We start from the raw sequence: 14,391 nt of genomic DNA on the forward strand, positions 1-14,391 counted from the left end.
CAGCACACTATTGCATTGTTCATTCATGTCCTTATCTTAAAGCAACATCTTACCTTGCCCCGACCATATTTCCAAGCGACTCTCGTGAAAAGTATAACCCAAAATCCATTGAACACTCCTATCTTTACGCTTAAAAGATGTAGATAGATGGTACCAGCATTCTATTTATCAACTTCCAATGTTGCGTCTAATTTTATATTTAAATGGGGTTCATAAAAAAATATACTTACCCCTTTCTTAAATGTTTTTTTACTCATCCACCAATCTATTGTATGATAGACAAGAAAACGATTTTATTGATTCAAGATAAGAGGATTTAAAATAAAAGAATTTTGCTATATTCGCGATTCTTATTCAATATGTAAAACAATAAATTATCATTATAAATGAATGCATTATATACTAAAATGGAAAATCACTACGAAACCCAGAATTTGGAAACTGTTACGCACAAATCTGAACAAACCTCTCAAAAAGAATTTAAAATCTAACTAAAAAACATATCTGAAAGAGACAAGATATCTACATCTTTAGAAATTCTACCCAGAGAAAACTGAATGCAAGAAAAGAAAAAAGCCACAAATTATATTTGTGGCTTTTTAAAGGATGATCAAAACATGATGAAACTAGAAATGATAACGCAGTCCACCAGAAAAACTAGCACCAGAAAAACCCGCCTTTGTAAGCTTATGCTGATAAACCAGATCACCGTAAAGTGCAAACTTTTGAGACAATTGAGCATTAAAACCTAATCCCGTTTCTAAGGAAGAACCAAAATCACCCAACTGAAAAGCATCTTTGAAATGCACAAATTGTTTTTTTCCAAAGCCATGATTAAGATGAAGTTTACCATAGAAGGAAACAACACGTGCCTCATCGGTGGCAGTAAACGTTTTTGTTAAGCGTCCACCAACACGTGCTATCCACTGGTCAAGTTTACCCATCTCAATATTAAAATCGTCAACATCACTGGCTTTATTAAACTGGAGACGCTGATACACAACCTGAACCTGTGGATCTAAAATAAGCCCCGTCTCTCCTAAGACAAACACCTTACCAGAAGCCAATGAAGCACTGAGAGGATTTCCCTTTAATGTTGCCGTCTTGCCCCGAGCAAGAGTAGAAACATCACCGTTAAACAAACCATAGGAGAAAAGACCATCAACATAAAAACCCTCATCATGCTGTATAGTACCATAGGCTGTAGCCGTCCATTTATCAAACGCACTTTTTTGGCTTTGTTCAACATCTAAAGGCTGCAAAGAAAGTCTCTGATAAGTTCCTGTAACCCCAAAAGAAGCAGTACCATATGCATTTTCGATTGTTTGCAGCAAAACACCTACCTCGAATGTATTATAATCAAGCTCACCTCCATAGCCATATTGAGCTGCCGATAGATTTGAGAGATAACGATGACTTCCACCATAACCATGTATAAAAAGTGCAGGACTTTCACGCATCTCTCCCTCTCCAGAAGCAATTCGCAAAATTTCTAACCGCTTACTTTGATTGGTAATATTCATCAAATCCGTATGGAACAAAGCATTTGGTAAAAGCAGATAAGTGGGAACCTGCGGAACAACAGCCTTAATCTCCGGATCAGGCTGAGGACCAGGTTCATCAGGTTTGGGTTCAGGCTTAGGCTTCATATATCTATTCTCCAGGCGAAAATCCCAAAACTCACCATTGCCTGCAACTAATCTTTGAGATGAATCCGCTTTCCCTAAATCAGATTTTGGACCATAAGCATAGAGCTTATACTGATAAGGTGAATGCTCCAATGTGGTATAACCGCCTTCTAACTGAAACGAATTTACATCCGCTTCCCCAGAAATCTGAATAATTGAGATACCTTGATTATTTCCACCACTCCCTGTGGTTCCTCCTGGACTTCCTGAAGTGCCATGCACATGGACTGTCGTTTCTCCAGAAACATCACCATGTATCAAAACACGATCCGTCTTTTGATTTTTAAGCTCCCCACCCTCATTCAGATATGTATTAAGGTAAATATGCGCACCATTTTGTGCCTTGTAAACTTCACCCGTTCCTTTTCCAATGCGGAGTGTTTGATAATCGTAAGTCGAAGCAGATTTTCGTTTTTTAAAATTAATAGAACTATCATCCGCTAGGTATACTAATGAAATAGATGAATTATCTATCAAACCAGATTCATGGAGCTCTCTTTGTTGATTTTGTTTTACAATCCACGTTGAACCGGCCCCTAAATAAATTTCAGCAGTAGATGCATCATCAACATAGGCATCTCCTTCAAGGGTAGAAGTGCTTGCTAAAACTTTCACCAAAGCACCCTTTTCAGCTCTTAACAATGAACTGCCTGAAAGATTGGTCTGCATTAAATTAACAACCCCCAAAGTAGTGCCTGTACTATAAATAGCTACGCTATCTGGAACAGAAAACATAGTCTTTCTTATGTTAACAGCTTCTGTTCTGAGTGGAGTTTTTTCTTCTCCTAAAGCGCCTTCTTTATGCCTGTATTCTGTTAAAGGCTTCTCTCCCCTAAAATATATACCGTAAGATCCATCACCCTTCACTGTAACAGAAGAGGATTCAATATTAACCTCAGTCACACGATCACGCTTTGACAACTTCTTAGACAACGGAATAGAGTTAAAAGTATCAACTGTATTTTCTGACAAGATGCCATGAACATCAGTGACATCTATAGTCCCCTTAAAGTCAACCGAACCTCCTACATCCATAAGAAAAACTGCATGATCCTTGTTTTTGCTACTCTTTCCAGTAATTCTAACATAGTCGAGATTTACTTTTCCATCTAGTGTCGAAGAAACCGCATGACTGTTCATGAAGTCAATTGATCCACCTTTCATCCTGACCTCTGCACCGTCATAGCTCAAAAGACTGGCCTTCCCATTCCTCGTTTTGACATTTGTATCTTCTAAAATAACCAACGAATCCCCTATTGCGTCAACCCCCCTCTGACTTTCCTCAACAATCCCCTTCTTTAATTCAATTGTTCCATAACTAGCATGAAGGGCTATATCTGCATTCTTGAGAACCAGGTCTTCCAAAACGACTTTACCGTTCTCTGATACAGATACACCAAATAGAAAAGTTTCACCATAAACTTTGCTTCCAACAGTTACATTCTTCCCGCTAACTTTCGTACCTGCTCCCTTCACCGTTATAGCAACAGGATTAAGAGGAATATTCTTATCCTTAATCTCATAAGACCGGTTATCAATTACATGCCCTATTGTGCAACCGTCGCACATATAATATAATCCATCATGTAAAATAAGCTTATTATATTCATATACTTCATGGGCATATGCACTTCCACTTTCCCTAGCACCTCCACTAATAAAGCTATTAGTATAGTTAATAGGATACCCGTCGACATCAGGGATAGGATACCCGCCTATACTCCCATACCCATTCCCGTTAATTGGAATAGTGGAAACGAGTGGAGTAACCACAATCTCGGGAATATTGCTACCATAACTGGAATCACTAATTCCGCTCCGTCCAGAAGAATTATAAGGACTGACTATTTCAAAACTATTATAATCACCATCTCCGCTTTGCCTGCTGACTCTAATAGAGGATATAGACGGTATACTAGGTGAAGGCCCATTAGGAGACATAGAGGTAACAGTAATACTATAAGGCAACCCATTATTGTGCACAGAGCTACCACTGATGCCATAAGAGTTTGCCCCCTCCTGAGCAGTTGCACAACCCCCTACTCCATTTTGTAGCAAAGAAAGAAGTGCCGTTGTGAAAGCACATAAACATACATGATTTCTAAAAACTTTAATCATAGTTCCCTCGAAACTTTCCTTCCCCTCTCGTTGAAAACAAAAGCATTCGTAAAAACACTGCCCTGAACACCAAACATATGAGAAAGGTGTAATTAAAAGGATGCCTCTACGGCTCATTTGACTAGTGTGATGCGTTATTCAAATAAACTCGGCGGAAAATTTACACGCAACATAACACCCCGTTATAGGTGAATAACTTTAATACACTCTATAGGTGTATAATGCATTCTGTATTTCGTGTAAAGGGAAAATAAAATCATCCCGTGTAATTTGTTAAATACACACTTTATTGTTGTTATCTTTCAACAGATAACCAGAGATATGAATGAAAAAAGTTGCCAAAATCAGTAAAAAACGAATTCTCAAAACAAGATTTAGGAAGCATTGAACACTATGGCAGATAAATCAGATCTACATAAAGCAGGATATGTTCACTAAAAATGAGCTCCCAGGCCATTAATATTAAAGAGCCTTAAAAATCACTCACTGTATTGTAGCTTATCACCAAAAACTTTAAAAAAATTCACTCTAGTCGAAAAGAAAATGGATATAACCATCAGGTACTTTCACGCGCAAAATAAAAGAAAAATATTGTGACTCTTTTCACTTCTACAAAAAGAACAAAGATCTAAAAGAAATACAGATTGTTATAAGGAAAAAAGGCAGCACACTGTGCTGCCTTTTATCTAAAGGTATAGACTATACCTTATCCTAAAACTGATAGCGTACTCCACCAGAAAAACTGGCTCCAGAAAAACCAACCTTATTGAGCTTATGTTGATAGACAATATCGCCATGAAGAGAAAACTTTGGCAACAGTTTAGCATTAAAGCCTAACCCAGCTTCTAAGGCAGAGCCAAAAGCACCCAACTGAAACGCATCTTTAAAGTGTACAGATTGTTTTCCTCCAAAACCATGGACAAGATAAAGCTTACCATAAAAAGCAACAGCATTTACCCCTTCAGATCCAGCAGGATTCTTTGTCAAACGCCCACCAACACGTGCAACCCACTGATCAAGTTTACCCATTTCAATATCAAATTTGTCAATATCACTAGCTTTATCAAACTGGAGATATTGATAAACAACCTGAACCTGCGGATCGAGGACAAAACCCTCATACCCCATTGCAAATGTCTGACCACCAGCCAAGGAAACACTTAGAGGATTACCCTTCAATGTCGCTGTCTTGCCCCGTGCAAGGGTAAGAACATCGCCTTTCAACAAACCGTAGGAGAAAAGACCATCTACATAAAAGCCCAGCTCATGCTGCACGCTACCATAGGCTGTAGCAGTCCATTTATCAAATGCACTTTTCAGGCTTTGTTCAACCTCTAAAGGCTGCAAAGAAAGCTTTCCATAAGACCCCATAACACCAAAGGACATTGCAATGTCAGCATTCTCAATTGTTTGCAGCAAAACACCTGCCTCTACACCCTTATAATCAAGTTCGCCCCCGTAACCATATTCAAGCGCAGATAAATCTGAATCATAACGGTAACTTCCACCATAGCCACGCAAATATAAAGCAGGGTTTTCACGAACTTCTAACATTCCACTAGAAGTGCTTCTCTGTATTTCCAACTGCTTGCTTTGATTATTGATATCCATTAACCCAGCATGGAATAGGGTATTGGGCAAAATGAGATAAGTTGGAACTTGCGGAACGACAGACCTTACAACTCGTTCATCAGGAACAATATTGGCAGAAAAACCACCAGATTTAACATACTGATTTTCTAGACGGAAATTCCAAAACTTTCCACCATCCTTCATAAATTTCTGATTGATATGCTCCTGTTTCGAAGTCATTTCTGGACTATAAGAACGAAGAGTATATTTATAAGGCGAATTCTGCAGTGCAACATAATTACCATTCAGTCGGAAAGAATCCCGCTCTGCTTTTCCATAAACTTGAATAATTGAGACACTATGAGCATCCCGAGCATTATTCTTATTTTCTTCAGCACTTCCTGAAACGGCATTCACATGCACTATAGTTTTTCCAGAAACATCACCATGAATTAAAAGCCTATCGGTCACTTGAGAATCACTCGGATCATGCGGATTCAAACGTGCATTGAGATGAATTGAAGCAAAGCCTCTCGCCTCATAAACCCTACCTTTCCCGCTTCCAATATGAAGAGTTTGATACCCAGATCCCTCAGATACAAACTCAATCATACTATCCACAAGACTTACAGAGGAAACACACGAATCCATGCACGTCGCCTCTAGAGAACTCGAATTCTTATGCACACTTCTTTTCAGAATCCAACCTGATCCATTCAAAAAATCTAATTTAGCATAAGAACTTTTGTCAACGCGTGCACCACCTACAATCATAGAGCTATCAACCGAAACCGATATATTAGAATTATTCTCAGCGCTCAACAGCGTATCACCAGAAAGAGTTGTGTTACTTTCTAGAGAAACGCGACCATGAGAATTATTACCATAAATAGCGACACTCTCTGGAACTTCGAAAGCAGTTCTTTTCAATGAAACCGCTCCCATTATGCCTATAGGTGTTTTCTCCTGTGGAAGCACAGCATGTCGTTTAACAACCGTTCCCTTTTCAACAGAAGTTCCTACTCCAAGATGATTTACTGAAGATCCTGAAATTACTTCTTGATTCGGATTTTGTGTATCACCTTCTTGCCGTACTACTCTATCAAAATATATACCATAAGATCTATCACCTTCCACTAGAATCTTAGAAAACTCTATATTAGCACGATTCATAGAAGAGCGAACGTCGTCAGAGGACCTCTTCCTCCTGGAAGCACCCGTCCCAACGGCACCATCATCATCTCCCCTAACCCACACAGCATTGGCATCAGTAACAACATTCCCATTAGTAAAATCAACAGAGCTATTATCACTCAACAGAAAAGCCGCCCGCCCAGATACCTCTTCAGTGTTCGATCCTGTTTGTTCTTTTTTCACAATAATGTCAACTTTGTCTAGTTTAATATACCCCTGCAATTCAGACCTGACTGCTGCTCCATTTGTAAGAGTAATCGATCCAGAGTTCATTGCTATCTGACCACCGTTACTAACCAGACCAGCTACAGCCGAAGATCCACTCACACTAATTTTCGTATCACCTAAATCAACAGAGGATCCACGCCCCACCAGAACCCCCGCATAATGAGCATTAATCGTCCCATCGGTCATTTTGACCTTTCCACCCCTTTGAGCTTCGAGCCCGATTAGGGTAGACTGAACAGTTGATTGCTTGCTTAAAACAATCTCTGCATTTTCTTCTGCAAGCACAGCACTTACAGGCTTCTGATTAAGACCAACACCATCAGAAGAAACTTTACCAATGATAGCCGTACCCTCTACATTAATAAGTGTATTGGGTTTATTTGCCCGTATAGAATACTGATTGCTACCATCTGCATTGAGTGTACTACCTTTTATAGTGTGGGATTTACCATCACTGCATGAATAAGGAGTAGACGATCCTATCGTACCATTTTTATTCGTATCATCACAGTTAGAAGAAACAGCTCGTCCATCAACAGATGAAACAGAAGATTCCATGGATTCAGTGGATGCAGCAGAGAGAACACGTTCTATAATTGCAACTCCCTTAGATACAGTAGGAGAAGCAGAAGGGGCAAGGGAGGAAACAGTGGATGCTACAGTTCCAGATGTTCCAGAGCGTACAGGCGTAGTAAGGAGAACACGTCCTCTAGGTTCAGAAACTTCAGATTCACCAGAAACATTAGAAGATGTAGCAGATTCTCCACCTGTAGACTGAGATGTAGCAGGAACAGTAGGAGATTCTGTAGAATCTCTATTAGGAGAAATAGCAACTAAAGGAGCATCATCTGTTTCAGATCTTCCAAGTGTAGATGAAGGATTACCAGGTTCATAAAAACCAACAAGTACAGGGATATCCTCTGAATACGGTACAACAGTCCCATCAATCAATGTTAATGTCCGACCATCTCCATTCTCAGATAGAGTCGGAAAAGAATCTAATTCCTCAAAACTTTCATAATCATCTTCTTCATAATCATTATCATAATAAACATCATATAAATCTTCAGATGATTCAGATCTTGCAAATGAATCACCTCGAGGAGGAGTTACAGGAGTAGAACCCTCAGAAGAATTAGGAACAGGAAGAATTATGGATTCAGCATTTACTTCACCTTCACCAAGATCAACACTATTTTCAACACTGGGAACAATTAAAACACGCTGACGTCTAGGATAAGGATAAGTAACTTGAAAATCAGTGGCAGCAGTGTATGCAGAAGAAACAGAAGGTACAACATATTGGTTTTCTATACGAAAATCCCAAACCTCAGTACTATCTTTAACAAGGTCCTTATCAAAATACTGCATTCTTGGAGGAATAGTTGGACCATAAGCACGAAGAACATACTTATAAGGCAACCCTTCTCGTGTAATATAATCAGTTTTCAGCTTAAAAGAATCTTTTTCTGCTTTTCCAAAAACCTGAATAAGAGAAACACTGTAAGGCATATTTTCAGCTTGTGATACAGTTAACGTACCATCTGAAGTATCTTCCACATACACCGTCGTTTTTCCAGAAACATCACCGTGAATTAAAAGCCTATCAGATATTTGACTGCTACGATTTTCATCTTCAGGCATTAAATGCACATTAAAGTAAATAGCAGAGTCTTGAGAAGCAGTGTAAACTGTACCCTTTCCATTTCCAATGCGAAGCGTTTGATATTGACCAGAAGTTCCATTTCTTAAAGGAGAAAAGAATCTAATGTTACTATCTTCAAGACTGATCAATGAAATACATGAATCTGTACAATCCCCCCTTTCCCGATTTTCATCTTTGCTTTTTATTACATGCCACTCTGATCCATGGGATAAAAAAAGCCTTGCGTTAGAACTTTTGTCAATGCGAGCAGCACCTGCGATTCTAGAGTCATGAACAAAAATCGAAAAATCAGAAGAAGATTTAGCTTCCAATAATACGTCACTAGAGAGAGCTGAATCCTCTCCTAAAACAATAGAAGCAACCGCACTATCACCATAAATGGCCACACCACTCGGAACCTTGAGAGAAGCTTTTTTCAAAACAGCTATATGCCTCCCAACTGCATCTCTATCAACTTGCAAAGATGTTTTACCTAAAGAATCCGATTGTTCTCCTAATTCTTCTAAACCTCTATCTTCCCCATTAAAATAGAAGCCATAAGCCCCCTCTCCCTCTACTTTAATCTTTGAAGATGTAAGACTAATGCTAACTTTTGCGTATGTGTCAGCCAAAATGCCATCAACAACTTCCCCAAGACTATTAGAGACTCCAATTTTCCTAAAACTATCAGAGGCTCCATCAAAGCTATCAGAATAAATATCGATGATATTCAAAATACCTTGATCAACAACGGGGCTACCCTCAACCCAAAAGACAACGGCATTGGAACCTTCAAATTCTTCATCACTAAGGGAAATAGTACCTCCTTGCAACAAGAAAAGAATACTAGCATCTTCTTCTATTGCTAAAATCTCTTCAGCGTTTCTAGTTACCCTTTCTTCTCTTTCTTTTGCAGCAATGTTAATTTTAACACCTTTTAGTGCAACAAACCCATCTTTTTCCGCTATAATCCCTACCCCACCTACTGGAAAGGTAATTGATCCGGATTGCATTAATATAACAGAATCGCCAAAACTTCTCAGACCATTTACATTGAAAGGTATGCTCTCACTAGTCCTTTCCACATTAATGTTCACCCCTTCTAACAAAACAGCTGATCCGGAATCAGCCGTAGCACCTATATAAGATTTTGTTATGCTTCCCCCCTCCATCAAAATGGTCCCGTTGTCTTGGGCATCAAGCCCAGTAATGAAATCCTGAATATTTGAATTTTTCAAAGCAACCCGTGCGTCTACTGCCGAAAATATAGCACTTCCGAAACTTATGGCATCAAATTCATCAAAATCCCCATCTTCACTATAATCCTCACTATCAACTTGCAGACCTTTAAGATCCTCAACAGAAGGACTTAAACCAATAATATTCATCCCCTCCATTTCAATAACTGTCTCTTTAGCTATAATAGGATTTAATTTAGAAATATCCGTCTGATTAGAAATATCCGTCTGAAGCCCTCCTCCAGGCACCGGAACATTTCCAATAGTATAGCTACCACCTTGCGTAGCTACAGTGTCAGCAGTAGAATGCCCCCCAGCCACTTGGCCATTCGTTATGACCTCAATACCCTTCATGAGATTTCCCATTGCATACACAGCGTTCTGGCCAAATTGTTTTATACGAATGCTGCCATTTTTTACTTCATGTCTTTCACCATCTTCACATGAAATCGGCTCATGATCTCCCGTAATTCCACTACCTCCCTCAATATTACACTGATTAGAAAACACTAATCCACCAGATAATGAAAAAGGATTAGAAACAATATCCATAGAGGGATTATCCTGCGAAGGAACGCCCACGACCTTCTCTGCTTGAGGAAGACTCTCACCCCTTTCTTCTGTTTCATCCCCTCTTTCTCCTGATTCTTTAGGAGAACTGGATCCAAAGTTCAATATGCTTGGTATTCTGATTGAAGGCAAGCTGGGAAGGAAGCTTATCCACGCCACAGAAGGATCCACACTTTGTAAAAAGAAGAGAGCACTCGTTGTCAACGCACACAAACGTGTACGATTTTTAAATACATTGATCATATGTCAAACTTTCTAAATTTATCTTGCAAAAGCACTAGAATTAAGTGAAAATGAGGTAAGTGTGCGCATATAACATACGTTAGTCTATTTTACAACATAGTGTTCCTTACTAAAGTATCATTTTGCACATAAAAATGCCTAAGTTAAGTTTTTTTAAGTAGGTAAATTCTTTTATATTTAGAGAAAGGATGAAATAATGATAACAAAATATCTAAAATGGGTAGCTTCCATCTTGATGGTTGCAATCAGCTTTGCAACATTTTCATGGGCAGATGTGTCTGTTAATACAGATAATACAAACATAACGATTCATCACGCTTCAGGAACCACTTCTGTTCCCGCCTCTCCTCAAAAGGTTGTTGTGTTTGATCTTGCCTCGCTGGATAATATGAATCGCCTCGGTATCAAAGCAGTTGCCGGTGTTCCTGAAGGGAAAAAACCGACGTATTTGCAACAATTTGATGATGCACAATATGAAAAAATTGGTACCCTTTTTGAACCTGATTATGAAAAAATTGCCGCTCTTCAACCTGATTTAATTATTATATCATCTCGAACTCAAGCTAAATATAAAGATTTATCCAAAATAGCTCCAACAATTGATCTAACAGTAGGAAATGAAAACTCTCTTGCAGATATTGAACGGAATGTGTCTATTCTTGGAAAAGTTTTTGATAAAGAAAAGGAAGCAGAAGAGGAAATTGCAAAACTCAATGAAAGTTTAGCAAAAGTCCGTGAGAACACCAAAGGAAAAGGCATGGGGCTTGTGCTCATGACCTCTGGCGGAAAGATCAGTGCTTTTGGTCCAAAATCGCGTTTTGATATTCTTCATTCCTCATTTGGAATCGCCCCTGCAACTGATAAACTTACTGTGGAAAAACATGGGCAACTTATTTCCCCTGAATTTATTCTTGAAACCAATCCTGACTGGCTCTTGGTTATTGACCGGGATGCAGCAATTGGACGGGAAGGACAATCTGCAGAACAACTGCTTAATAATGAACTTGTTCAACGCACAACAGCTGGCAAAAAAAATCAAATTGTTTATTTGGACTCTTGGAGTTGGTACCTTGCGAGTGGTGGTCTAACTGGACTTAGCGAAGCAGTACAACAAATCAATGAAGCCTTTACAAAAAGTGAATAAGCATACAAATAACTTGCTTGCTATAGAAATAAAATTTAAGAGCAAAGACTGTTTATAAGCAGTCTTTGCTTTTTTATTAGAAGATGATTTAACGTGAAAAATTACTGGATAGCCATAATAATTCTTGCTCTTCTATCTCTTCTCAGCATTTTTGTTGGTTATTCTGATGTAACACCTTCTGATCTATTATCAGGTAATCCACATGCGTGGCTTATTTTCTGGCAAACACGTCTTCCCCGTACAATTGCAACACTTTTGGTAGGTGCAGCATTAGCACTCTCAGGTATGATTATGCAACTGCTTGCACGCAATCGTTTTGTCGAGCCATCAACTGTTGGAACCGTTGAATCGGCTTCCCTTGGCATTCTTTTTATCATGATTTTCTTCCCCAATATTCCTGTTTTAGGAAAAATGATCGTTGCTACAATTTTTGCCATGACTGGCACGCTACTTTTTATATTTTTATTGCACCGAGTTCGTCTAAAATCTGCCTTCATTGTACCACTTATAGGAATTATGCTAGGCTACGTTATTGGATCCTTAACCAACGCCATTGCAGATCATGAAATGTTGCTTCCCTCTCTTCAAGCCTATTTATTTGGCAGTTTTGCGATGATTCTTGAGGGAAAATATGAACTTTTATGGCTCTCTCTTCCCCTTTGCATATTGGCCTATTTCACCGCTGACCGCTTTACAGTAGCTGGTCTGGGCGAAGATTTAGCCAATAATCTTGGACTTAATTATCGTACCGTCATGCTCTTTGGTCTTTTTATTGTGGCGTCAATCACCGCCGTTGTTGTCTGTACAGTTGGCAGAGTCCCTTTTGTTGGACTCATTATTCCGAACCTTGTTTCAAACTTCATGGGCGATAATATGCGCTATACTACTCCTTGGGTAGCAATCAGTGGCGCCGGGCTGGTCTTGATCTGCGATCTTTTAGGGCGAATAATTCATTCCTCGCTTGAAATTCCCATCAGTACTATGATGGGGGTTATTGGTAGTTTTATTCTTATTATACTGCTTTTACGCTGGAGAAAGCGTCTTGGATAAAAAGAAAGCGATAACACTTTTACTGACAACGCTTATTGTAATGGCATGCACCGTAATCAGTCTTTACATGACATGGAACGTCAACATATATACGTGGACATTTCGTCTCACAAAACTTATTTCTCTTCTTCTTATTGCATACACAATTACCATCTCTACTGTTTTATTTCAAACAATTGTTAACAATCGCCTTATTACGCCTTCTATTATAGGATTTGATCAGCTTTACATTTTAATCAAAACTATCACAATGTATTTTTTAGGCTCTCTTTCTTTGCCCTTTTTGAATGAAGAAGGACAGTTAGCCCTTGAAGCTCTTATTCTCACTTTCTTTTCAATAAGCCTTTTTCGCTTTTTATTTTCGGGGAGTCTAAAAGGACTTCATTTGACGCTCTTAATTGGAATCATTTTGGGCGGCTTTTTTTTCAGTTTACGCATGTTCATGCAATTGCAACTAAATCCAGATCAAATGATGAATTTAACGGATATCATGTTTGCAAATTTTAATAAATTCAATACATCATTAACAAGCTTTGCCACAATCATCGTCTTCATTGTGAGTGTGATTGGCTGGCGTTCACGTCATTTACTTGATATTCTTGCTCTGGGGCGCGAGAATGCGCTCAATCTTGGAGTCGATTATCACAAAAGTGCGACAGCTATTCTTATTTTTGTTTCTATTCTCGTATCAATTTCCACAGCTCTGGTAGGACCAGTCACCTTTTTAGGACTGTTAGTTGCCAATCTTGCTTATGAGCTTTCTCCTCAAGCAAAACATAGTGTTGTTGTGCCGATTGCAATATTATTGGCTATAATTTGTTTGGTCGGTGGACAGTTTATTTTAGAGCAAATTTTCAATATGGCAGGACGCTTAAGTTTTATCGTTGAATTTTGTGGCGGTATCGTTTTCTTAATGCTCCTGATGAAGGGAAAACTAAAATGATTGAAATCAATCATCTTTCCAAGGCTTATGGAGCTCGATTGATTATCGATAATTTATGCCTTCATCTCCCTAAAGGGGGGATTATTTCTCTCATCGGCCCCAATGGTTCCGGCAAATCAACACTTTTAATGCTGATAAGGCGTCTTTTACCGCGCCATAAAGGATCAATTCATATCGATGGCTTGGATATTGATAAAATGCCCCATGATATTTTGGCTCAAAAACTCTCAATCCTGCGTCAAGATAATCCTTTGTCTTTTCGTTTAACTGTGTACGATTTAGTAAGTTTCGGACGCTATCCTTATTCAAAAGGCTGGTATAATAATAAAGATAAACAATTTATTGACAGTGCACTACGATATCTCAATTTACAAGATCTAAAAGACCGCTTTTTGGATGAACTTTCTGGCGGACAGCGTCAACGTGCTTTTATCGCAATGGTCATCTGTCAAGATACCGATTATCTCCTGTTAGATGAACCATTGAACAATCTGGATATGAGACATGCCGTTTCCATGATGAAACAATTACGCCGTACAGCCGATGAACTAAAAAAAACGATTCTCATTGTTATGCATGACATTAATTTCGCATCATCTTATTCAGATATGATTGTTGCACTCAAAAAGGGAAAAGCGGCTTATTGCGGAACACCTCAAGAAATCATGCAGCCAGAAATTCTTAAAGACATTTATGATATGGATATTCAAATCAAAACAATCAACGGCGTGCCTATCGCCCTTTATTATCAATAAATT

Annotated in this window: 6 protein-coding genes; 4 read left to right on the forward strand and 2 right to left on the reverse strand. The window is 38.8% G+C overall.

All coding sequences use genetic code 11. From position 1 onward, the window contains the following. Positions 1-626: 626 nt before the first annotated feature. Together HNQ69_RS04810 and HNQ69_RS04815 are read right to left on the reverse strand one after the other, a co-directional pair. Positions 627-3,806 (reverse strand): autotransporter family protein, encoded by a 3,180-nt coding sequence (locus HNQ69_RS04810; RefSeq protein ID WP_183228940.1) that lies wholly within the window; start codon positions 3,804-3,806, stop codon positions 627-629. A gap of 711 nt (positions 3,807-4,517) precedes the next feature. Continuing rightward, complete coding sequence (locus HNQ69_RS04815; protein WP_246348514.1) at positions 4,518-10,496, reverse strand: autotransporter family protein; 5,979 nt, start codon at positions 10,494-10,496, stop codon at positions 4,518-4,520. A 196-nt stretch (positions 10,497-10,692) separates the two neighbouring features. On the opposite strand from HNQ69_RS04815, the gene HNQ69_RS04820 reads away from it, so the two are divergent. From HNQ69_RS04820 to HNQ69_RS04835, 4 genes are all read left to right on the forward strand, one after another. Then, complete coding sequence (locus HNQ69_RS04820) at positions 10,693-11,640, forward strand: siderophore ABC transporter substrate-binding protein (RefSeq protein WP_183228941.1); 948 nt, start codon at positions 10,693-10,695, stop codon at positions 11,638-11,640. Positions 11,641-11,733: 93 nt separating this feature from the next. Continuing rightward, positions 11,734-12,690, forward strand: a complete 957-nt coding sequence (locus HNQ69_RS04825; RefSeq protein WP_183228942.1) for an iron chelate uptake ABC transporter family permease subunit — start codon at positions 11,734-11,736, stop codon at positions 12,688-12,690. Beyond that, positions 12,683-13,633: an iron chelate uptake ABC transporter family permease subunit gene (locus HNQ69_RS04830; RefSeq protein WP_183228943.1), complete on the forward strand. Its 951-nt coding sequence runs from the start codon at positions 12,683-12,685 to the stop codon at positions 13,631-13,633. The genes HNQ69_RS04825 and HNQ69_RS04830 overlap by 8 nt, the downstream gene beginning before the upstream one ends. Next, a complete protein-coding gene (locus HNQ69_RS04835) occupies positions 13,630-14,388 on the forward strand; it encodes an iron ABC transporter ATP-binding protein (protein ID WP_183228944.1) in 759 nt (252 codons plus the stop codon). The genes HNQ69_RS04830 and HNQ69_RS04835 overlap by 4 nt, the downstream gene beginning before the upstream one ends. Positions 14,389-14,391: the final 3 nt, after the last annotated feature.

This window comes from Bartonella callosciuri, from assembly GCF_014203215.1.
In the GTDB taxonomy this organism is placed as follows: Bacteria; Pseudomonadota; Alphaproteobacteria; order Rhizobiales; family Rhizobiaceae; genus Bartonella; species Bartonella callosciuri.

Excerpts from the sequence above, each read along its gene's own strand:
- HNQ69_RS04810 (WP_183228940.1), bottom strand. The coding sequence starts at position 3,806 with ATGATTAAAGTTTTTAGAAATCATGTATGTTTATGTGCTTTCACAACG.
- HNQ69_RS04820 (WP_183228941.1), top strand. The coding sequence starts at position 10,693 with ATGATAACAAAATATCTAAAATGGGTAGCTTCCATCTTGATGGTTGCA.
- HNQ69_RS04815 (WP_246348514.1), bottom strand. The coding sequence starts at position 10,496 with ATGATCAATGTATTTAAAAATCGTACACGTTTGTGTGCGTTGACAACG.
- HNQ69_RS04835 (WP_183228944.1), top strand. The coding sequence starts at position 13,630 with ATGATTGAAATCAATCATCTTTCCAAGGCTTATGGAGCTCGATTGATT.